The 22,923-nt window shown below is 42.8% G+C and carries 16 protein-coding genes; 7 read left to right on the plus strand and 9 right to left on the minus strand.

The features are described 5' to 3' along the window. Positions 1-110: 110 nt before the first annotated feature. From BLQ57_RS06640 to BLQ57_RS06675, 8 genes are all read right to left on the minus strand, one after another. Complete coding sequence (locus BLQ57_RS06640) at positions 111-1,022, minus strand: DMT family transporter (RefSeq protein ID WP_087938544.1); 912 nt, start codon at positions 1,020-1,022, stop codon at positions 111-113. Then, the gene (locus tag BLQ57_RS06645) at positions 1,023-2,096 is read right to left on the minus strand and encodes an LptF/LptG family permease (RefSeq protein ID WP_087938545.1); all 1,074 of its coding nucleotides are present in this window, start codon (positions 2,094-2,096) and stop codon (positions 1,023-1,025) included. Between the two features lie 3 nt (positions 2,097-2,099). Next, positions 2,100-3,230 carry a tRNA guanosine(34) transglycosylase Tgt gene (tgt, locus tag BLQ57_RS06650; protein ID WP_087938546.1) on the minus strand — a complete coding sequence of 377 codons (1,131 nt, stop codon included), beginning with the start codon at positions 3,228-3,230 and terminating at the stop codon, positions 2,100-2,102. Positions 3,231-3,354: 124 nt separating this feature from the next. Next, positions 3,355-4,563 carry a hypothetical protein gene (locus tag BLQ57_RS06655; protein ID WP_087938547.1) on the minus strand — a complete coding sequence of 403 codons (1,209 nt, stop codon included), beginning with the start codon at positions 4,561-4,563 and terminating at the stop codon, positions 3,355-3,357. A gap of 8 nt (positions 4,564-4,571) precedes the next feature. Beyond that, the gene (locus tag BLQ57_RS06660; protein WP_139162682.1) at positions 4,572-7,196 is read right to left on the minus strand and encodes a hypothetical protein; all 2,625 of its coding nucleotides are present in this window, start codon (positions 7,194-7,196) and stop codon (positions 4,572-4,574) included. 71 nt (positions 7,197-7,267) lie between these two features. Beyond that, entirely contained in the window at positions 7,268-10,435 is a 3,168-nt protein-coding gene (locus BLQ57_RS06665) for a CHAT domain-containing protein (protein ID WP_087938549.1), read from the minus strand. Between the two features lie 2 nt (positions 10,436-10,437). Further along, positions 10,438-11,157: a tetratricopeptide repeat protein gene (locus BLQ57_RS06670; protein ID WP_087938550.1), complete on the minus strand. Its 720-nt coding sequence runs from the start codon at positions 11,155-11,157 to the stop codon at positions 10,438-10,440. Further along, entirely contained in the window at positions 11,158-11,817 is a 660-nt protein-coding gene (locus tag BLQ57_RS06675; protein WP_087938551.1) for an RNA polymerase sigma factor, read from the minus strand. A gap of 167 nt (positions 11,818-11,984) precedes the next feature. Here BLQ57_RS06675 and BLQ57_RS06680 point away from each other — a divergent pair, with 167 nt between their 5' ends. From BLQ57_RS06680 to BLQ57_RS06700, 5 genes are all read left to right on the plus strand, one after another. Then, on the plus strand, positions 11,985-13,121 hold the full coding sequence (locus BLQ57_RS06680) for a glycosyltransferase (protein ID WP_087938552.1): 1,137 nt from the start codon (positions 11,985-11,987) through the stop codon (positions 13,119-13,121). Further along, a complete protein-coding gene (locus BLQ57_RS06685; protein ID WP_087938553.1) occupies positions 13,112-13,723 on the plus strand; it encodes an RNA polymerase sigma factor in 612 nt (203 codons plus the stop codon). Before BLQ57_RS06680 ends, BLQ57_RS06685 begins: the two co-directional genes overlap by 10 nt. Further along, positions 13,724-14,368 (plus strand): 16S rRNA (guanine(527)-N(7))-methyltransferase RsmG, encoded by a 645-nt coding sequence (rsmG, locus tag BLQ57_RS06690; RefSeq protein WP_087938554.1) that lies wholly within the window; start codon positions 13,724-13,726, stop codon positions 14,366-14,368. A gap of 237 nt (positions 14,369-14,605) precedes the next feature. Further along, positions 14,606-15,772, plus strand: a complete 1,167-nt coding sequence (locus tag BLQ57_RS06695) for an ATP-binding protein (protein ID WP_087938555.1) — start codon at positions 14,606-14,608, stop codon at positions 15,770-15,772. Positions 15,773-16,213: 441 nt separating this feature from the next. Next, positions 16,214-16,591, plus strand: a complete 378-nt coding sequence (locus tag BLQ57_RS06700) for a hypothetical protein (RefSeq protein ID WP_087938556.1) — start codon at positions 16,214-16,216, stop codon at positions 16,589-16,591. Positions 16,592-16,785: 194 nt separating this feature from the next. Here the strand turns inward: BLQ57_RS06700 and BLQ57_RS06705 are convergent, their stop codons facing one another. Continuing rightward, positions 16,786-17,949, minus strand: coding sequence for a hypothetical protein (locus BLQ57_RS06705; protein ID WP_087938557.1), 1,164 nt, complete (start codon positions 17,947-17,949; stop codon positions 16,786-16,788). Between the two features lie 226 nt (positions 17,950-18,175). On the opposite strand from BLQ57_RS06705, the gene dnaE reads away from it, so the two are divergent. Together dnaE and trxA are read left to right on the plus strand one after the other, a co-directional pair. Further along, on the plus strand, positions 18,176-22,465 hold the full coding sequence (gene dnaE / locus BLQ57_RS06710; protein WP_087938558.1) for a DNA polymerase III subunit alpha: 4,290 nt from the start codon (positions 18,176-18,178) through the stop codon (positions 22,463-22,465). Positions 22,466-22,588: 123 nt separating this feature from the next. Beyond that, entirely contained in the window at positions 22,589-22,909 is a 321-nt protein-coding gene (gene trxA, locus BLQ57_RS06715) for a thioredoxin (protein ID WP_087938559.1), read from the plus strand. Positions 22,910-22,923: the final 14 nt, after the last annotated feature.

The following is a 22,923-nucleotide window of genomic DNA, read 5'->3' on the forward strand; positions in this document are numbered from 1 at the left end:
CTTAAATAACGGGCATACAAAAAATCCTTTCGAAGAGCCCAAAAAGATCCCCAGATTATTGAACTTGCAGAATGGGGAATGGATGATTATGCGAAGCAACTAGATAATTTTTAACCCAAAGTCCTCACAGCTTTTCTCCGCTTATTCCAATAATTCAGTACCGGATAGGTAAGAACTGAAAACAAAATGATTAAAGTCCCTAGGTAAAATTCCGGAGTCATTTTTTCACTTTCTCCAAAAATCAAAACCGCCAAAACGATCCCATACACCGGCTCCAGATTTATCGTCAGGTTGATGGAAAACACCGTCAGTCGCTTCATCAAATCCACCGAAACCGAAAAGGCGTACACGGTACAAACTCCTCCAAGGAGAAAAAGCCAAAACCAATCAAACCCTTGCCAGGCCCATTGGATTCCCTGTCCATCAGTCATATAGGCAGCATAAATAGGCATAAACGCTAAAATAAAAACACTCGCACCACTCATCTCATAAAAAGTGATCTGATACGGGTCATGCTTCTTTGTCAGCTTTCCATTGATCACAGAAAAACAAGCGGCAAGGAAAGCCGAAGCCAAGGCCATAGACAAGCCTAACCAATATCCTGTTTCAAACTTGAAAATGACGACTAGACCCGAAATCACCATAATCCCCAAGGCTACCTCATACCATTTGACTTTAGTCCGGTTGAAAAAGGGCTCCACAAAAGCCGTCCAGAGTGAAGTCGTCGCCATTCCTGCCAAACAAACGGATACCGTAGCAACTCTTGCCGACCAGAAAAACAAGATCCAATGCAGGGCAATCAAAATGCCTGTCCCCAGCACTTTCCACATTTCATGCGTGGGAATCAGAATATTTTTCTTCTTCCATACGAAAAGAAGCGCTACACCAACTGAAGCTATCAGTGTTCGGTAAAAAACCAATTCCAGCGCAGGAAGTGAAATCAAAACTCCCAAAATCGCAGTAAATCCCCAAATCAAGACGATCAGGTGGAGAAGAAAGTAATCTTTAATCGTTGCCTGCATTTATCGAGGGACTGTTTTGTACAATACCAAGCCTAAAATCCCAAAGACTATATTGGGCAGCCAAACAGACAGGATGGGATATTCCGAACCGTTTTCGGCGAAGGTTCGGGAAAGAATATAGAACAGAATGTAAATAAAGGCCATCAAAAAGCCCATGGCAATCTGAAACCCCGAACCTCCACGAGTCTTTCTAGCAGACATGATTACTCCAATAAAAGTCAAGATGATCGCGGCAAATGGAGACATAAATCGAACATAACGTTCGATCTTATAATACTCCACATTATCGGCTCCTCGTTCTTCCAAGGTTCTGATCTGCTTGCTCAATTGAGGTAATTTTAAGGTTTCATGATGCTTCTCAGGTACTCCAAAATCCTCAGGAACTATTGACAGCACCGTATCCTTTCTGCTTCCTACAGACCATTCTTCCTTCCGATCTTTCAATTCTCTCAAACGCCAATTAATCATGGTCCAGGAGTTTTTTGCGGTATCCCACTCGATTCGATCGGAAGAAATTTTAGCAAGTAATTTACCGTCTTTAATGGTTTCTAGCGTGAAGCTATATCCTGTATTAGTGGCTTTAAAAAACCTACTCAGATAGGCATAACTATCCTCTCCTACTTTAATATGAATGTTTTGATCAGAAGTATTTGTTCCTTTTTCCAGGTAAACCAGGCGAAATACAGTCACTCCTTCTGTCGCTTTAGGCAATACCCAGCCATTCAGATAAAAACTGGCTGCACCTATCAGTGCCGCTCCAAAGAGAAAAGGACGTAGTAATCTAACAAAACTCACCCCGCTGCTGAGGATGGCAATAATCTCAGTTCTACCCGCCATTTTGGAGGTAATAAAAATCACAGAAATAAATACCGTAATCGGTGTTAAAAGATTATTTAGATAAAGGCCATAATTCCCCATATAGCGAAGAATTTCACCCGTAGGCACTTGATTTTGGATGTATTTGTCATTTTTTTCCGTAAAATCCAGCACCAAAACTACTAGGATAAGCATCAACACTACGAAGAAGTAGGTCTTCAAAAAATCCTTAATAATCAGCTTATCGAGTAGTTTCATAAATTAAAGTCGGGTACTTACTTTTTTGACCATTTGATCCTTCCAGGTGACAAAATCACCTGCGAGGATATGCTCTCTGGCTTGTCCCACTAACCACAAGTAGAAAGCCAAGTTATGAATACTTGCAATTTGTGCAGCCAATATTTCCTTAGAAATCGTTAAATGACGCAAATATGCCCTAGAATAGAAACTACTTGCATAATTCCCAATCGCCGGATCGATGGGACTGAAATCATCCTTCCACTTTTCATTTCGAATATTTATGATTCCCTCTGAGGTGAAAAGCATTCCATTTCGTGCATTTCGGGTCGGCATCACACAGTCAAACATATCCACACCGAGCGCGATGCATTCTAAAATATTTGCAGGAGTACCCACTCCCATCAAGTAACGGGGCTTTTCTTGGGGCAAAATCTCCGTCACCAACTCAGTCATTTCATACATCATCTCGGCTGGTTCACCCACCGAAAGTCCACCTATTGCATTACCTTCCCGGCCTTGGGCGGCGATGAATTCCGCACTTTGCTTGCGCAAATCTTTATACACTGAGCCCTGAACGATCGGAAAAAGGGTCTGACTGTAGCCGTATTTCCCTTCGGTAGCATCAAATCGATGGATGCATCTCTTCAGCCACCGATGAGTCATCTCCATGGAATTTCGTGCATATCCATATTCACAGGGGTAAGGCGTGCATTCGTCAAATGCCATAATGATATCTGCACCGATGGTTCGCTGAATATCCATCACGTTTTCTGGAGTAAAATTGTGCTTAGACCCGTCAATATGGGATTTGAAGGTCACTCCCTCCTCTTTGATTTTGCGAGTTCCAGCTAGGGAAAAAACCTGATACCCCCCCGAATCGGTCAATATTGGCCTATCCCAACCATTGAATTGGTGAAGCCCGCCTGCCTTTTCCAAAATATCCAATCCCGGGCGCAGGTATAGATGATAGGTATTCCCCAGAATAATTTGAGCTTGAATATCCTCCTTCAATTCCCGCTGATGCACCGCTTTTACCGTCCCAGCAGTGCCCACAGGCATAAAAATAGGCGTTTGGATCATCCCATGATCGGTTAGAATCTCACCGGCACGGGCTTGAGATTGGGAATCTTTTTTCTCTAAGGTGAACTTCATGGCTGCAAAGATCGGATTTTCCGCTTTTATTCCATGTTTAAAAGTTTAATTTACTATAAGTCAAAAGAAATCAATTACCAACTCAAGCAAGCGAATTCAAAAACTCAAAGGCCATATCCGCAGCTCAATGATTGGGTTTCAGCGGCTGAATGGATTTCCAATTGCCACTGTAGTGATTCCCCGGTTTAAAGTTGGGGTCATTGGTCCCATGGTATTCTCCAAACTCATTGGTGTACCAGTAATTATAATTTCCTTCTTTTTTAATCTGCTGACCAGTATATGGATCACTGAAGGAAGTATAGCCTGTAATGGCGTCAATCACGGAGGCATTGCCCGAGTAGGAAGATGAACCACTGCTTCCAAAGTTTCGTTCGCGCCAAGCCTGATTATGCTGGTCAAAACTTTGTCTCATGGAGGCCATGTTTTGCTGATGGGCATTGAATTGTGCTTGCTGCTGCGCCATCCTAGCCTGATGGTCTTGGGACATACGCCGAGTTTCCATATCAATTATCTCGGACCTTTTCTGTCCCCACTGAGGATTGATCTCCAGTTGCATGTCAATTTCCCGTTGTGAAGCCTGCGCAAAGAGTTCTTCAGGAGCTAGGGTAAAAAAGCCCATAATTATCCCGTTTTTACTTGTCATGTATGGATTCTGGTTGATCACACCCACTTTGGAAGCTTTGATCAAGCCTTTGTAAGGTACATTTTTTCTGAAAGCAGAAAAATCCATTTTAACCATATCAAAATCTATAGTAACTGGTATCCCTACTGCCTGACTGGCCATTTGAGCGTAATTCATGGCAAAAGCTTTGATTTGCTCTCCCTCAGCACTAGCTAGAGCTTCTTGGTCGGAAATCATTTTACCTGGGGTAAATTTTTCCAAAAAAGGCTGAGAGCAATAGTGCATCAAATACGGAATCAAGTCATCAAAATAAACTCCCTGGTGTTGTCCATTCATTACAAAAGAATGATAGTTCATCATCAACGGAAGGAGCCCTTGAATCTCCCCCTCCGGACTTTCCAAAGCGAGGAGAAATTTGAGATAGCCCGATCCATTGGGATTGGACGCGATATCCTGATGAAGCGTCCAACCTTCAGGGATATTTATACTCAGCATTTTCATATTGAGCGCCTGATCTTGTATTTCCACTCGCTGAAGACTTAAGGGTTCTTCATCGCTTGAGTTCTTGGTAATTTCTGTGACTGGAGAGATTTCAGTTTCAGTGGAAGAAATCTGATTATGGCCACTTTTTTCTACTGGGCTAGCACAAGAACAAAAAGTGCTAGCCCAGCTTAGAAAGAAAAGAAATGCTTTTGAAATTGAGTTATTCATAACATATTCTATTTCAAGGTGATAATCACTTCAGCTTTACCTGTGAACAATTGGCCCTGTAATCTCGCACAACGGCCCAGTGGATCGTCACCATTGGTATCAACAGCTGAAAATGTCAACCCTAAGAAATAAGCCTCTCCTTGGTCAAGTGGGAACGATCTTGCTGGGAAATCCTGATTGGGGTCTTCTGGGAAGGGGTAAACATTTGACCCATTGGGTGTCCATCCATATACTTTTGGAGTGCCTGGCAAAGGATGTGAAAGATCATAAAATCTTACATCATACCTCACTGCGTCCTCTTCTTTGGGAACTAAAATGGCTTCAAGTGCTGCGCAATTTAATCTTGTACTTGTCCCCACTACATATGTCCTGCTATAGTAATTTGACGTTATGTTCACATGAATGATCTTCTTCTTCTCATCATTATTGATTTTCACGGTTGCCTTCAGGTCTTCAAATAGGCGGTATTCGTCATCCGTTGCCCCTTTTGGTTTCGAATAAATCCGTGCGTTGATATTTTCCAAACTTTCTTTGGTTTGGTCATCGGTAGCTTTGTACCAGATCGATCCATTGCCATAGGTCGTGATGGTGGTCAGAGTCTGACCGGATTCCCCTTCCATCAATCCTCCGTGGCTGCCGGGAGTCGTCCAGACTATTTTGTAATCCGAGTCTGGATTAGAACCCAAGGGTGAACCATTGTCTCCGGCTGGCTCGATGTGGAGCTTCACTTTGTTGGGGTTATCACCTTCCTCTTTTCCCGTCAGCGTGATCCCGTCCGGTTTGATTTCATAGAGGCTCTTTTTCACATTCACGGTCATGGTATCGCTGCCGATCAGGTTGTCTCCCAAAAAGGCTTCCACCACGATCGTCTCCAGATTCTCATCATCCGACAGGTTGCTGGAGGAGGTGCTGGCATTGTAGAATATCTCGTGGTCATTGGTTTCAATCGAAGGACCCCGATTGCTTGCTGTTTCGATCAGGTAGCCGTATTTGCCCTCGGTGCTCCATTTAAACCTCAGGTCTTTCTTTTGAGACTCGTCGATATCGACCGTGGAAGCGGTGAGCTTCTGCTGGGATGCATTGGTGATTGTCGCTTCTTTGGGAAGCAATTTCACCTGACTGGCAACGGCCTTCACTTCCCACTCCTCGATCCGTTGGGAATAGCCATAGTTGACAATTATTCTAGACCAATCTGCCGTCTGAAGCAGGCCATCTGCCACAAACAGTATTTTTCCCATATACTTACCCGCTTCTTCCAAGCCCTTTTCTGAAATATTTTCTGTGGATAGACTGGCTATTTTCTTGAACAAGTTTTCGGCAATTATTCCAGCGCCTTCTTTACCAAGAGCCTCAAGGGAAGCAAACGTTGCAGCTTTGAAATCTCCCTCTTTCACCGCGTCATAGATATTTGGAAAAGCATCCAGAAAAACTTCTACTGCAGTGATCATTGCTTCAGCTTTCCCCTGTCGAGACTCCTCCATTTGATTTACAGCTTGACCTTTTACTCCGCCAGTCGCAGTACCGATCAGTGGGATCAAAAAGTCCAAGGCAAATGTCTCTACTGATAGCCTGTTCAGTTTTTTCTCTTCTGCATCACTTCTGATTATGGAATTTCGCTGATTTCCGGGTCCCACGATCCGAAGCCAGTAAACGGCCACGTCTTCATTTTCTCCCAGCTGTACAGCCATGGGGCCCTCCTCCTTGACTGCCATTTGCATCCCATCTCCTATGACCTGCTTGATCAGCGAGCCAAACACATTGGAAATCCCCTCGGTCGGTCCCACTGCCAAATCCGCGTCAGCAGCGGTGCCCGAACTGACACTTTGAAGCACCTCGGTGTAATTTTGGGAGCCTGTAGGCTTGAATCTGGACTTGTACAGGAAGGCGTGGGCTCTTCTCCTATATCTATTTCTGATTTTCAGTTCACCTGCAGCTTCAGAAAAAATCTGCAACCCACTCTTGATATTCCCGTCATCTACCGTAACCGACCAAACCCGGCCGTTGGGTGTTTCCTCATTTTCCTCTCCTCTGATGTCCAAGGGACGGGATTCTCCCAAAATCTTGGTAGTCGTCCCTGCTATCGCCGTTCTGATCTCTGCGGGTTTGGACAAAATCTTCGGGTCTGCTTTCCACAGTTCTTCAAACTGCTTCGCCCAGTCCTGAAACTCCGGTAGCTCGTGCACTTGATTGACAAAAATCCTAGACACCTCCTCAGCCATCAGTACGGCACCAGTACTATAGTAAAGGAGCACTTTGGCGGTGCTTTCCACCGAGATCATACTTTCATCTTTGGTCACAAATCCCGCCAGAATCGGATTGCCCTCCTCATCAAACACAAAGGCAACGTTGTAGCCCTCGGTGATTTGGGGGATTTTGGTATCTCCGTTGGAAGTCACCGGCTCCCTCAGCCCGTTGGACCAAATGCTGTGCCCACTCAGATCATAGCTGACTCCTCCCGGAAGGGTGATTTTGGCCACTTGAGTGGGAATATTCACGACCGGATCGGGGTCTGGATCCTGCTGCACTGGATCGGGATCAGGTGTTGGCGTAGGATCTGGAATCATTTCGTCTTCCTTGCAGGAAAACATCAAAATGAAAAGGCTCAAGAATAGAGTAAAAATCTTTTTGTTCATGGCTCAGAAGTTTTTCTATAAACTCCTATTGCAGCTTTTTAAAAATGTCATCAGTCTGGTGAAAAATTATTTCACAAAAGTTTTTTCCTCATCATAAAAATCAAAACTCCCAAAGCCAGAAGTACCATTAAACCTCCAAAAAACATAAAATAGGATGGAGTTTTCTCTTTTTTCAAGGGTATGGGGTGCTTTTGACCGATGAGAATCAATCCAGACCAATAGGTCGGCATCAAAGCTCTGCCTTTGGAATTTTTCAAATATTCCAATTTGGCGAATTGAAGAGCCTGATCCAGTGATTCACCTGATGCAACCAAATCCAGAAAATATTCCGATATCAAAGCACCGGCCTTTTCATCTGTCTTGGTCAAGGAAGTTAGCAAAGACTCACTCCCCGCATAGTTGAAAGCATGAGCAAGGGAAATCATCCCCTCCCCAGCTTGATACACAGGCAATCCCGTCTCGCAGGCAGTCAGCATTACCAATCCGGCCGAGATTCCCTGATCGTACAGTTCATAAGCATAGAGCAAATTTTCATCCTCTTTCCTTTCCTTGGCAAAAACCAAGTAGGATCGTTCCGGAGAAATATTGTCAGAATAGGCATGTGTGGCCAATTGGAGGACAGGAACGGATCCAGACAACTCTTTGAAATTCTGGACACTGGAAGATTCAAAAAGGTAAGTGGTACCGTCAAATTCCCGCTCGACTTTCTGAGCCAAATCCAAGGCAAATGGCTGTGGAAGTAAGCGTAGGTAATCCTCCACCGCCGGATCACTGACAAGGTTTTGAGTCCTGTAGGTAGATTTCATCTCATCCGTAAAAACCGGCGCAAAGGCAATGGCTTTCTCGGAATAAGCCAAGCTTTGATTTTGAGCCAGCTGAGATCTAGAAAAGGCATAGGAAAACGCATAATCTTTCAATAAGGTCCGATCAGAGATCTCTTCAAAAGTCCTCAATTCCTCCCGAATCAATTGATCAAAATTCAAACTAAAAAGGACGCCATCCGGGATGATTTTGACCGAACCTAATCCAACATATTTTTCGATCGGCTGCCACAGCTGCTGATAGAGTGCAAATGCAGCTCGGCTATAGTCTTCCAGAGAAAGCTCAGGCGTAAGGATTGCTTGGATCTCATCGGGAGGTATGCCAATGTCCTTAAAATCCCTTTTTCCTCCAGATTCAACTAGCGCATAAAGTCGGCCATCGACCTGAATCCACTGCAGCAAGGTCTCTGCACCCGGTTCAAAAACAAACCCATCCCAAGACTTCCCATATCGCAACTCAAAATAAGACGGGTAGGCAGACTTTAATTCATCAAGAAAGGCTTTCCAGTCAGAAAGTAACTTTGCCAAATCAATAGTTTGCTCTTCCCCTTCCTCCCAGATAGCATCCAATCGAGTTCGGATCGAGTCTTCCCTAGCAATCCACATGACTGGAATATCTCTGAACTTCACCGATTCTTGGGAAAAAATCCGACTCCTCAATCGGGCGTAAATGGACGATTCATGAAGAGAAAGGAGCTTATTCAAATAGTTTTCCTCCTGAGTTTGTGTATAAAGCCTGACCAAAACGCTTTTGTAAAAATCAATCAGCTCCTGATTCCTAGCTGTCAATATTCCCTGATCCTCTACCGCATAGAGGAGTGTTTTTCGCAGTTCCAAGATATCCATTGCCTGCCCCATCCAAGCATCTAGCTGCTTCAGATGGGCGGGGTTATCTTTCTCATGAAGTTGATCCTCCAGCTTGGACTTCAAGAGAAGAATCTGCGGCAGCTCGAGCTGGGCCTGAAGGGAATCCAGCAAGCTTGAAGCGTTTTTCATTTTGTCGGTCAAAAGCTTCTCTGCTTTGAGCAGTTGGCTTTTGGATTTTTCAAATTGCCCCAGATTGAAATGCACACGTGCTGTAAAAAAATACTGAAGAAAATTACGATCCACCTGATCACCATTGACCCAAACGGTGTAATCCAAGGCTTGTTGAGCCATTTTAAGTCCCTTTTCTCCCACTTGATTCTTAGAATAAAAATCTGCCGCATGCCCCATGTACTCTAAGAATATCGGGTCGTAAAAGTCATTCATGACCGACCCATAATATTCCCCAGCCTGATCATAGTGATACCCCGCCTCATTTACCACTGACTTATCTTCATAGAGCAAAGCCATAGTGTAATGCAAATCCCCCCACATCAGCGGATAAGATCCGTCTATTTTTTCCAGGTTGGTTTGGGCTTTCTTGAGCCAAGATTCCGCCCGCTGCAGCTGTTTAAGCTGACGGTAAGTCTGACCGATCATGATTTCCCGCTCGACGATTTTGGGGTGCAGTGCCGGTAGCTGTTCACGACTTGCCCGATCCGCTTCTAGAAGGAGTTTTAGTGCGCGCTGATAGTCGCCAATTCCCCGGTAGATTCCTGCAAGGTTGGTTTTTCCATTGAAAAAATTGGTTAAGGCTTGCTCTCTTTTTTTGGCCTTTGGATTTTTCCGAATAAAATCATCAAGCATAAATACCGCCTCATTAAGCTCCTTCATGCTTTTGGTGGCTTGCCCGGTGAAATTGTACAATCCCGCCAGATTGCTCTTCAGCATAGCTTTGCGATAGACTTGGTTGACGGGAGTGGGTTCTAAAGCGTCCAAGAGCTCCATGGCTTGCCCGAAATAGTAAAAGGAAGAATCAAACTGGGATTGATACCAATAGATGAGTCCCAGGTTTTGAGCTGAGATGTATTGGTTTTCTCCAATCAAGGCCCCGCTTTTTTCAAACTCCCGTCTGGCTTCGAGATGCAATTTTTTACTTTGGCTGAGCTCTCCCATTCGTTGGAAAATTTCACCTAATTCACTTTTGAGCTTGGCTGACTCCCCGAGAGAAAGCTTATCTCCAAAATTCAGTAATAAATTGGCATAGATCGCCTCGGCTTTAGGCAGTTCGCCCTGATCAAAATAATAACGAGCGGTTTTTTTGAAAATCTCTAGTCTTACTGATTGGGGCAGTTCCAAAGGTTCTACTTTGGATAAAAATTGCTCTATAAGATTTGAGTCTTCCGATTTTGCGACCGCAAATAATTGATCGAGATTTGAGCTTAAGCTTTCAAGGCTATTTTGATCGGTCGCAACCCGGATAAACTGATCCAGGAAAAGACTGATCTCCTCTGGGTTTTTAGTCTCTTGGATCTTTTTCAATGGATTTTCCTTTTGTCCTTGTACCAAAAGAAGGGAAATTAAAATCACCTGTAGAACCCGAATCCCAAACATGGCTATTCGTTTAGCTTTTGGATTAACTCAGCGGCCTGAGGAAAATCGGACTGGGACAAGGACTCCATGGCCTTTTCCCGGTCTCCATTTTTCAAATGAATCAGTCCTTGGTACCAAAATGCATCCGAGCGAAATACCGAAAGCGAATCCGTGGAAACCGCATCGAAATTTTCTAAGGCTAGTTCTAATTCGCCTAGCTTAAGACGGGAATTGCCCAAGTAAAATTGGAGCGTGTCTGAGTTATAACCCTCTGCCAGCAGACTTTCCCACCTTTTGGAAGCTCCATCGAAGTCTCCCCTTTTGTAATCGACCATACCCCGACCAAACTCATATTCGGAAAATGGATTCATCGCAGTAACCAAGCCAGGGTCCGGCTCAAAATAGCTCAGAAACAATTTCTCTTCTGGAGTTTGTCGAAGGAGAAAATATACCAAGGCAACCAACAGAAAGCCCAGACCTGCAGCGGCCACTTTTTGCCAAGGCTTGATCCAACTTTGCTTCGCTTTCGGCAACCTCTGATGGAAGTTTTTGATCTCATCTCTCATCAGGCTCAACTCAAGAATCCGAAGGTTTTCTTTCACCTCAGTCAGCACTTTGGATAGATTTTCATCTCGAGAGAGAAGCGTTTCAAAGGATGCTCTTTCCTCTGGCGAAAGTTGATTTCGGAGATAGCGCTCGATCTGATCGAGCTTTTCGGGCGATATGCTGGAAAAGTCCTTCACTTATCTAGGGTTAAGTTTGGATTTCATTTCTTTGATGCAGCGATATTTGCTATTTCGGGCGGTTTGCGGAGTCAGGTTCATTTCTTGGGCGATTTCTTCCATTCTTTTTTTCTCAAAGTAAAATGCCTTCAGGATCTGCCGACATTTTTCACCAAGCGTACGAAACACTGCCCAAGTCGCCTGAATCAGATCTTTTTCCTCCAGGACTACTTCCTCTGCCAACTCGGGGAATTCCTCCATGACTTGGGTTTGCATCTTTCGGTTTTCCCGAAGGTGATAGAGCCACAGCTTTTTGGCGATTTGAATCAAAAAGCTCTGCAAACTGGCTCCAGGAAACAAAAAGAAATCAGCCTGCTTGGTTTTGTCCCAAAAGACCAAAAAGGCCTCTTGATACAAATCCTCTGCTTCGTGTAGGGAACCGCTATTGCTCATGATGTGATTTTTTACAATGGGCCAGCATTCCCTATACAGTGTTTCCACCGCCTCAGAGTCATGCTTTTTGAGAGCCTGCAAAATTTCCTCTTGAAATAAATACCTGTTTTCTTTCTTATCCATTCTAAAAAGCCGAATCGGAAAATAGAAGAAAATGAGTACATCCCCAATTGGATTTGCAAATTCTCCGTCATCTTCTTTATTACAATTAATAAAAAATGTCATCATTTGAGGGAGGAATAGGGGGCAAAAGATTGTTAAAATATCTATAATGCGGTTGGAAAAACAGTAAACCTCAGTCCATGCTTATTCTCAAAAAACTCAGCTGAAAAATATCCACTTATTCTTAAACGAATGCTGAAATTGATTTTATATTTGCCCAGCAAAACCCACCTATGGACCTATTTTTACTCTGGACTCTCTTTAGCCTCGGGATAATCATTCAGGCAGTATATCTATTGGTGATTTTTGGCAGAGTAGCCTTTTTCAAAATCCCTTCCTCTTCACAAAAAACCAACAACGAGGAACCGGTAACCATCGTAGTTGCTGCCAGAAATGAGTTCAAGAATCTCAAAACACTCATCCCGAAACTTTTTGAGCAGGACTATCCCAAATACGATGTGCTCATTGTCAATGACAGAAGCACAGACCGAACCAAAAGACTACTCGAGGAGATGATGGCTGTCTACCCTCGCCTTCGCTCTGTGACCATTCAGTATACTCCGGATCATGTGACTTCAAAAAAATATGCGCTCACGCTTGGTATCAAAGTAGCCAAAAACGACGTCATCTTATTAACCGATGCCGACTGTGAGCCCAATTCTAACCAATGGATCCGGAAAATGACTGCCCCTGTCCGGGAAAATGGCAAGCAATTCAGTATTGGCTACTCAGGCTATCAGCAAAAACCCGGATTCCTAAACCGATGGATCCAATTTGAAACTTTAATGACAGCATTGTATTACCTTTCATTCGGATTGTGGAAAACCCCATTTATGGCAGTAGGTAGAAATCTTTGCTATCGAAAGCAGTTCTTCATGGAAGTTAAGGCATTCAAGGGAATCTGGCATCTCGAAGGTGGCGATGATGACCTTTTTGTCAATCAATATGCCACCGGTAAAAACACCGCTGTTGTTCTGGATCCTGAGGCCAATACCACATCCAAGCCTAAGGAAAATTGGAAAGAATATAGAATCCAGAAGAAAAGGCATTTACATATCGGAAAATATTACCGAAGTGAAGACAAGCGGAAAATTGGCTTTTACGCACTTTCCCATGCATTATTTTGGACTGGAGGAATTGCTTTATTGATTTATTTTGGACTTAAACAAAATTGGGAACATTTTCTGATTGTTTTCGGTATTATCCTAGGAAGATCTATTCTCTTAGCTTCGATCTTCACTGCATCGAATAAAAAAATTAATGGAATCAAAGTACCTGCAAATATCCTGATCAACGATTTTTTGTATCTGGGCTATTTTTGGATTTTAGGTTCCATTTCCCATCAGTCAAAAGACATTCAATGGAAATAAACGAACGCGGATTTTCTAACAAGGCTCTCGAGGATTTTGATCTGATCGACCGGGCCGTCGTACACAAAGATCAGCAAGCCTACGCTACCCTCATGAAGCGGTACAAAAAGGCTGTTTATTTCATGATTTTGAAAATGATTCGCGATGCAGATGATGCGGAGGATTTGACTATGGAGGCTTTTGCCAAAGCCTTTAAAAACCTCCACCGGTTTAAAAAAGACTACACCTTCTCTACCTGGTTATTTCGAATCGCCACTAATAATGCCATCGATTTTATTCGTAAGAAAAAACTCAAAACCATGAGCCTTAACAATACGCTTTCGGATGACAGTGGCAATGCCGTGACTATTGACGTAGAAGATGGAGACAACAATCCTCAAGACGAATTCATCAAATCACAGCGAATAGAAATGGTGCGCGTGTTTGTTGACAAACTACCCGCCAAATACAGAAAACTAGTTCAGCTCAGGTATTTTGATGAGCTATCCTATGAGGAGATCGCACAAGAACTCGAAAAGCCCTTAGGAACAGTAAAAGCCCAGCTCCACCGCTCCCGAGAACTCCTGTATGAAATCGCCTCAGGCAAAGAAAAACACATCTAAATGAATTCGGGTACCCAACTGATCCAGTCCTACTTTCCCAATCTCAGCGAAAAGCAAATCGAGCAATTTGAGCGTTTGCAATCGCTCTATGAAGAGTGGAATGCCAAAATCAATGTGATCAGCCGCAAGGATATGGATCAGTTCTATGTGCATCATGTGCTGCACTCTTTGGGGATTGCCAAAGTGATGGGATTTCAGCCGGGCACCAAAGTTTTAGACATCGGTACGGGAGGAGGATTTCCGGGAATCCCATTAGCCATTCTTTTTCCAGAAACTCACTTTCACCTAGTAGATTCGATTGGAAAAAAAATTACGGTTGTGAAAGAGGTAGCCAAAGCCCTTAAGCTTAGCAATGTAGAAGCCCAACAAGCACGGGCGGAGACATTAGTACGGAAATATGATTTTGTGATCAGCCGGGCCGTGACCCGTATGATAAATTTTTATCCTTGGGTCAAAGGAAAAATCAAGCGAGAGGATTTTAATGAATTTCCCAATGGTATCCTTTACCTCAAAGGAGGCGATGTGGATGAGGAAATGGAGGAAACAGGCAAATCCTATGTAACCTACCACTTAAGCGACTATTTCAAGAAAGATTTTTTTGAGACCAAAAAGGTGGTCTATATGCCTTGGGAGGATAAAAGGTAGATTGGTTTTTGATTGTTCGGTGGCTGATGTTCCGTAAATCTAATTTTCAATTTTCAAGATCGGATACTTTAAGGGATATTTCAGTAAAACTGAATTCTACAAGGTACACTTTAGAGAACTAATCGTGGTTCTCTAGATACAATCTCAAGACTTAATCTGTGCAATTTCAAAGTAAGAATCGTACAATTTTAAAATAATATTTGTACAATTTTAAAATTTGATGTTAATTTGTAGCAGATGAATGTAATTAACCGGTGGATATACAGCGCAATACGGGAATACCAAAGCAAATACCCCATACTTGCAATCACAGGCCCAAGACAGTCAGGGAAGACTACCCTATTAAAGACACTTTTCCCAGACTATCGCTATGTCAGTTTGGAGAATCCAGATAATCGAGATTTTGCGCTAAAAGATCCAAATGGCTTTCTGGCAGAATACGACGATCAAGTCATCTTTGATGAAGTGCAACAAGCACCCGCAATATTTTCCTACCTGCAAACGCTCGTTGACAGCCGTCCAGGTCGAATGGGTGGATTCATCCTATCTGGCTCACAAAACTTCCATCTAATGGAGCGAATAACCCAAAGCTTAGCAGGAAGAGTGGCTATTTTCAAGCTTTTGCCTCTGGACACGAGGGAACTCGCCGCAGCTAATATGCTTTCTGCCGATCCTTTTGACCAATTGGTTCATGGGTTTTACCCTGCAATGTATGACAGGAAGATTTCGCCCAGTATATTCTACTCGAATTACGTCCAAACCTACGTCAATCGAGACATCACAGAACTGATGGCTATCAGAGATTTGAGACAGTTTCAAAATTTCTTGGGCCTTTGTGCAGCACGTGCGGGTCAGCTATTAAATCTAAGCGCCTTGGCAAACGAAGCGGGAATCACTCAACCTACCGCTAAATCCTGGCTTTCGGCTTTGGAGTCTAGCTACATCACCTTTCAGCTGTATCCATTTCATAAAAATTTTAGCAAGCGGGTGGTCAAAACCCCCAAGTTATATTTTTACGACACTGGTTTATTGGCTTTTCTTTTGAAAATCAAATCTAGAGAAACTCTGCTTACTCATCCTGTGAAAGGTGCTTTGTTTGAAAACATGATGATTGCTGAATTTCATAAGCAAATGCATCATGGATATAGTGACGAAAGTCCATGGTTTTGGCGAGACAATCATGGCAATGAAGTTGATCTTCTACTAGACAAAGGACTTTCCTTGGAGATCTTTGAGATCAAGGCAAGCACCACAGTGATGACTGAAAACTTCAAAGGCTTGACCAAGTTTGAGCAGATCTCAGACCTTCCTATCACCGGCAAAGGCCTCATATATGCCGGAACTTCCAATCAAAATCGCTTACAGGGCAAGGTGATTTCTTGGCGAGATTTTTCTCCAAAGTAATTGCAAAAGGGCCATCGAGTTTGGAAAGCATGAAGGGGAAATTTATTCTCCGATTCCCTGACAATTCCCGCCGCATCACTTTTTTGCATCCTTCAAATGACCTAATTTGAAGGCTTAATTTTCGATAGCACTTGTATATTATTTTCAATACCAAGACCACCGGTCTTCCCCGCGATTATTATGCGCCTATGTCTTATCAAAACCTGTAGTTAATCACCACTCCATTGTAGGGCAAAAAAGAAAATAGCCAATCCTTTGTCAGGATATTATCCCGATACTTTACAGGTGGAGTAATCTGCACCTCTATAGTGGGGTCAGGTATTTCCATAATTGACTCTTCAAAGGTCCGTTTCTGATGGGTATATGAGATGGCTAGTTTCGATTCAGCAGTAATCAGCAATCGATCAGTAACTCGAAACCACTCGACCTATACTAACTGAGATGTTGTATTTGCTAGAAGAAGCAAGATTGGTCCGAAATTTACGATCCGCAAGCAAAGGAACTTCACTGCTAAATAAACCTGAAAAAATCTATCTCTCAAACACCAGTCTGATTCATAGTTTTTGTGAAAAAGGAAGAAATCAAGGGAATCTTAGGGAAACTTTTGCAATTGACCAACTTCAAAATGCAGGCTATTCAGTCACATTCCCGAAACAGGGTAATTTCCTGGTTAATGAATCTTATTTATTAGAAATCGGTGGAGCGGGGAAAGGCTCATCTCAGGTTTCAGATTTTGAAAACCATCTTATCTTCTCAGACGATTTGGAAATAGGCTGGGGAAGAAAACTCCCACTTTTTTTACTTGGACTACTCTACTAAATACTTGAATTATATTTTCTGCGATTTCAAAAAAATCCCTAATTAAAATACGTTTAATGGCATATCAGATCTTCCAAAAAAGAATTAATTCATGCCAGAGAACTCAATCAAAAACAACCCCAGGGGGGAGTGATTTATTTTGGAAAGATTTCCCTAAATTCAATGTCTAATCAACAACTTTGATTCGTCAACCGCTAAAATTCAGGATAATTAAATTTTGTAAAAACCAATTCGTCTTCAGATTTATTCTGTGAAATTTCAGCTACATAAAAACTATTTTCATCAAAAAACATAAAATCATAACCTAAACCATTCAAAGTAATGTTACCAAGAAACTCATAATTTTTGGCATCATAAAAACTAAGAACTCTTTCATTTTTATAAAGACCATTTTGATAATCCTCAAAATTAAAATCTTTTATACCAGGATAACCCAATCTAATTATATGATCATGGTAAGCATTATAAAAAACAGCCAAGAATGTCCCCTGAGACATATTATAAATTAGCTGATTTTTTGCTCCGTTTTCAAATGCTCTATATTCATCTAAATTATTTGTTTCAATAGTTGGAAGCTTATCAATATGACTAGCAAAAAATGATGTCCTTCTTTCATTAGTTAAATCAACAATATAAATTGAGTCAGAATTAAGATAATTATAATATAAAAGATTTCTAGCATCATCTAGCGCTCTAGTGGGTCGTAACCTTGTAGTGGGATAATAATATCCAGAAGTATAAGCTTCAGGAAAAACCATTGTTCTTTTAACTTCTTTGGTTTTAATATTAAGGTTAAAATCAGAAGTCTGATACTTTCTCAGAGGATTTCTACCTGAAGTTACCGCTCCTGTTACAGATAATATAGAATCATTTAGCATAATCGGTTCAGCATTTTGAAAAGCAGCACCCCAATATTCCCTTTCTGAGGGAAAATATTCTCGCATCGAAATGATCAATTGCGTTTCTCCCTTTTCATTTCCTAAAAATATTTTTTGTCTACTTGCATCATAAAGAAAAATAGAATCCGAATTTAAAAAATAAAACCCAGAAGGAGGGTCCGAACCTATCGAAATAGGAGACATAGGATCATTATCAAACTGAAAAGCCTTTACACGTTCTTGAGATTTCAAATCATAAACTACAAATCTGTTATTGAAAGCAGTTAACATGTACATTAGATCCCTACCACCCTGATTCACTATTTGAAAGTGATTAAAATAGGAGGTTTGAGAATCAAGTGGAAAAACTACCGAACCCATTCGCTCGACCTCATAATTCAACTTTCTTTCCTTAGTAGAATGATTACATGCAACTAATACAGCTACTAAACTAAAAACTATCAAATAGTATGATTTCATTTAAAATATAGTTTCTTATCAAGAAAATTTATTTTAAATAATAAAAGAATACAATTTTTATAAACGGCGTTTTTTTTTTTGTAAATGGATCTGTGCTATTTTAAACTTAATACTTGGTTACTAAAAATACTTATGTGAAAACCTTACTTTTTTTGACAATTGCTGCCACTCTACTTTTTTGGCTGATCGAATTGCCCTAATTTGAAGCCTCAATTTTCGATAGCACATGTATATTATTTTCGATACCGAAACCACCGGTTTACCCCGGGACTACAATGCCCCCATGTCCCATGTGGACAACTGGCCCAGGCTGGTTCAGCTGGCCTGGCAGCTGCATGATGCCAAGGGCAAACTGCTTTCCAATCATAACTACATCGTCAAGCCGGAAGGCTTTACCATCCCCTACAATGCCGAAAAAGTGCACGGCATCTCCACCAAGCGAGCACTAGCCGAAGGACATGACCTGAAGGAGGTATTGGCTATTTTTGAAAAAGACGTCGTTGAGGCCAAGCACCTAGTCGGACACAATATCGAGTTTGATATTAATGTGGTCGGATCGGAATTTATCCGGGCTAATCTCGGTATGCCACTGACCGCCAATCCACTGGACACCAAGGATATTTCCACCGAATTCTGTGCGATTCCTGGAGGTAAAGGCGGAAAATTCAAATGGCCTACCCTGACCGAGCTCCATCAAAAACTCTTCGGAAAGGGCTTTGGTGACGCCCACGATGCAGCCTATGACGTGGACGCGACAGCTCGCTGCTTTTTTGGCTTGATTACTCAGGGAGTTCAAAAACCCGAGGATGGAATTGCTGTCGCCGAGGTGATTTATGAGGCACCCGATTTGGCCGAAGCTAATTTTGCGCAAGCCAAAGACGAACAAAAAGCCGCAGCCAAAGAGGTTCTCAAGCAAGCTGGAAAAGCAGATATCTCCGAACTAGTCGATGTACCTTTCACGCACTTGCATGTACATACCCAATATTCTGTATTGCAAGCTACTTCTGAAATTCCGGCACTGATCGCCAAAGCAAAATCCATGAATATGCCTGCCATTGCCATGACAGATCACGGCAATATGATGGGAGCTTTTCATTTTGTAAAAGCTGCCATGGGAGCAGATATCAAGCCGATCGTGGGATGCGAGTTTAACTTGTGCAGAGATCGAAAAAACAAATCTTCCAAAGATGACGGCTATCAGACGGTTCTCATAGCCAAAAACAAGACCGGCTATCACAATCTCGCTAAACTGGCCTCCTATGCCAATATCGAAGGCTTCTACTATGTTCCCAGGATCGATAAAGAAGTATTGGTTCAATACAAAGGAGACTTAATCGCTACCACTGGTGGTTTGTGGGGAGAGATTCCTTACCTGATTTTGAATGTCGGAGAAACCCAAGCGGAAGAAGCTTTTGTCTGGTGGAAAGAGCAGTTTGGAGAGGATTTTTATGTAGAACTCAATCGACATGGAATTCCGGAAGAAGAAAAAGTAAACGAAGTCCTGTTAGAACTTGCTCGAAAATACCAGGTCAAGTATTTCGCAGCGAATAATACTTACTACAATGACAAGGCTGATGCCAAGGCACATGACATTTTACTCTGTGTAAAAGATGGGGAACTGGTCGAAAAACCCAAGAAATACATCGGTAAACGCGGAAGAGAATTCCGCTATGGCTTTCCCAACGATGAGTTTTACCTCAAGTCTCCAGAGGAGATGAAAAAACTTTTCGCTGACTTGCCGGAAGCCATCGAATGCACTCATGAGATTGTAGAGAAGATTGAAGCCTATAAATTGGCGCGGGAAGTGCTCCTTCCCAAATTTGATATTCCTGAGGAATTTAAGCATCCCGAAGACGATCAGGATGGGGGAAAGCGAGGGGAAAATGCCTATCTGCGCCATCTTACTTACGAAGGAGCCAAAAAACGCTACTCCGAAATCACGCCGGAGATTCAAGAGCGCTTGGATTTCGAGTTGGAGACCATCGAACGAACCGGCTATCCGGGTTACTTTTTGATCGTTCAGGACTTTACCCGAGCAGCTCGGGATATGGGAGTTTCGGTGGGACCGGGCCGGGGATCTGCAGCGGGTTCAGCCGTGGCCTACTGCATCAGTATCACCAATGTGGACCCGATTGAGTATGATCTCCTTTTTGAGAGATTCCTCAATCCGGATCGAGTTTCACTTCCCGATATTGATATTGACTTTGATGATGAAGGACGCGGAAGGGTTATCGACTACGTAATCAAAAAATACGGAAGCAACCAAGTCGCTCAAATTATCACCTATGGCACCATGGCTGCCAAATCAGCCATTCGGGATACCGCACGGGTACTCAACCTCCCTCTGGCTGAGGCCGGTAGACTGGCCAATCTTGTACCCGACATCAAGCTCAAAGCGCTTTTCGAATTGGCAAAAAATAGACCCGCCTTGTTGGAGAAACTCAAAGGCCAAGGGGAATTGATACAAAAAGCAGAAGAACTCATTCGAATTGCGCAAGGTCAGGACGAATCGGCCAAGACGGTCAATCAAGCCACGGTTTTGGAGGGATCTGTCCGGAATACGGGCATTCATGCCTGTGGTGTGATCATTACGCCTTCAGATATTACCAATTTTGTTCCTGTGGCTTTGGCCAAAGACTCGGACATGGTCTGCACCCAGTTTGACAACTCTGTGGTAGAATCTGCCGGTTTGCTCAAAATGGACTTTTTGGGATTGAAAACCCTCACCCTGATCAAGGATGCGATTAAAATCGTCAAAGAACGACATGGAATTCAGCTAGATGCGGATGAATTTCCAATTGACGACGAAAAAACATACGAGCTTTTCCAACGAGGTGAAACCGTGGGGATTTTCCAATACGAATCCGCCGGAATGCAGAAATACATGCGTGAACTGAAGCCGACAGTTTTTGCGGATTTGATCGCTATGAATGCCTTGTATCGTCCGGGACCGCTAGCTTACATTCCATCTTTTATCAAGCGAAAGCATGGTACAGAAGCCATCAGCTATGACTTGGATGACATGGAAGAATACCTGAAGGAAACCTATGGGATCACGGTCTACCAAGAGCAAGTCATGCTGCTCTCCCAAAAACTGGCTGACTTTACCAAAGGTGAAGCGGATGTATTGCGAAAAGCCATGGGTAAAAAGCAAAAGGATGTCTTGGATAAAATGAAGCCTAAGTTTGTCGAGCAGGCAGCTGCAAAAGGCCATGATCCTAAAAAATTGGAGAAAATCTGGTCTGACTGGGAAGCTTTTGCCTCCTACGCCTTCAACAAGTCCCACTCCACCTGTTATGCTTGGATCGCCTACCAAACGGCCTACCTCAAAGCACATTACCCTGCTGAATACATGGCATCGGTGCTGAGCAATAACATGAATGACATCACGCAAGTCACCTTCTTTATGGAAGAATGTAAGCGAATGGGAATTCCTGTTTTGGGACCGGATGTAAACGAATCCAAAAATGGGTTTACCGTAAATGCAGCTGGAGAAATTCGTTTTGGCATGGCAGCTATCAAGGGTGCGGGTTCAGCGGCAGTAGATGAAATCATCAAAGAGCGGGAAGCCAATGGCCCATTCAAAACGATTTTCGACTTTGCGAAGCGAGTCAACTCCAAAGCGCTAAACAAAAAAACCATGGAAGCCTTGGCTATGGCCGGAGGGTTTGACTGCTTCCCCGAGCATCACCGGAGACAATATCTTGAGGCTCCAGACGGAGATGTCACGCTCATCGAAAAAGCCGTAAAATATGCACAGAAAATACAGCAGGAAGAAGACAGTGCCCAAGTGAGTCTATTTGGAGGGGCCAGTGGCAGCATGGATATACCTCTACCTACAGTGGCACAGATTGAGCCCTTTTCTCAGCTTCAGCAGCTCAATATCGAAAAAGAAGTGGTGGGACTTTATATATCTGGCCATCCCCTCGATCAGTACAAACTCGAGATCGAATCCTTTACCAATGCGGCTTTACCTGATCTCAATGATCTGGATTCGCTCAAGGGAAAAAGTGAATTACGATTTGCAGGATCTGTGTCCAGCTTTGCCCATCGAACGACTAAAAATGGAAAACCCTTTGGTACCTTAACCTTGGAAGATTATCAAGGTGGGTACACCTTCTTTTTGTTTGGAGAGGATTATGTCAAGTACAAAGAGTATTTCATGACGGGTTGGTTTTTATTTATCAAAGGCCAAGTGGGCCAAAAGCGATGGAACGACGAATTAGAATTTAAAATCAATTCTATCATGTTGCTATCTGAGGTCCGAGGTAAAATGATCAAAGGGCTCCGAGTCAATATAGATTTAGACGATCTAAACTATGATCTGATGGAAAAACTGGAAGAAATCACCTCAAAATATAAGGGTGAGGCGAAATTGTATTTCTCAGTAGTTGACCGAAGGGAAAATATCAGTCTGGAGTTGTTTGCCAAAAAATTCACGATTGATCCCAGTGCGGAGATGATCAACGAACTGAGACAAATCCCAGAGGTAGTTTATAAGGTGGTAAGTGACTAGAGATCAGAAAGAATTTGACTATCCTTCATAGATAAAAAAATTAAAGCCCTAGGAACTTATTGTGTCTTGATAGACTTTCTCTCATATATTTGAAAATTGAACTGAAACTAAACGTATTATAAAATGGCAAAAGCAATTGAAATCACCGATGCGAATTTTGAAGAAATAATCAAATCCGAACAACCCATCTTGGTTGACTTCTGGGCTGAGTGGTGCGGTCCCTGTAAAATGATTGGACCTGTGGTAGAAGAATTGGCAGGTGATTATGAAGGAAAGGCAGTAATCGGAAAAGTAGATGTGGATTCCAATCCTGGCGTCGCTCAAGCTTTCGGTATCCGATCTATTCCTACGCTTCTTTTCTTTAAAGGCGGACAAATTGTCGACAAGCAAGTCGGAGCTGTTCCTAAAGCGATTTTGGCACAAAAATTAGATGCCCAGCTCTAATTCAAATTAAAACT

This window comes from Algoriphagus faecimaris (assembly GCF_900101705.1).
Classification (GTDB): domain Bacteria; phylum Bacteroidota; class Bacteroidia; order Cytophagales; family Cyclobacteriaceae; genus Algoriphagus; species Algoriphagus faecimaris.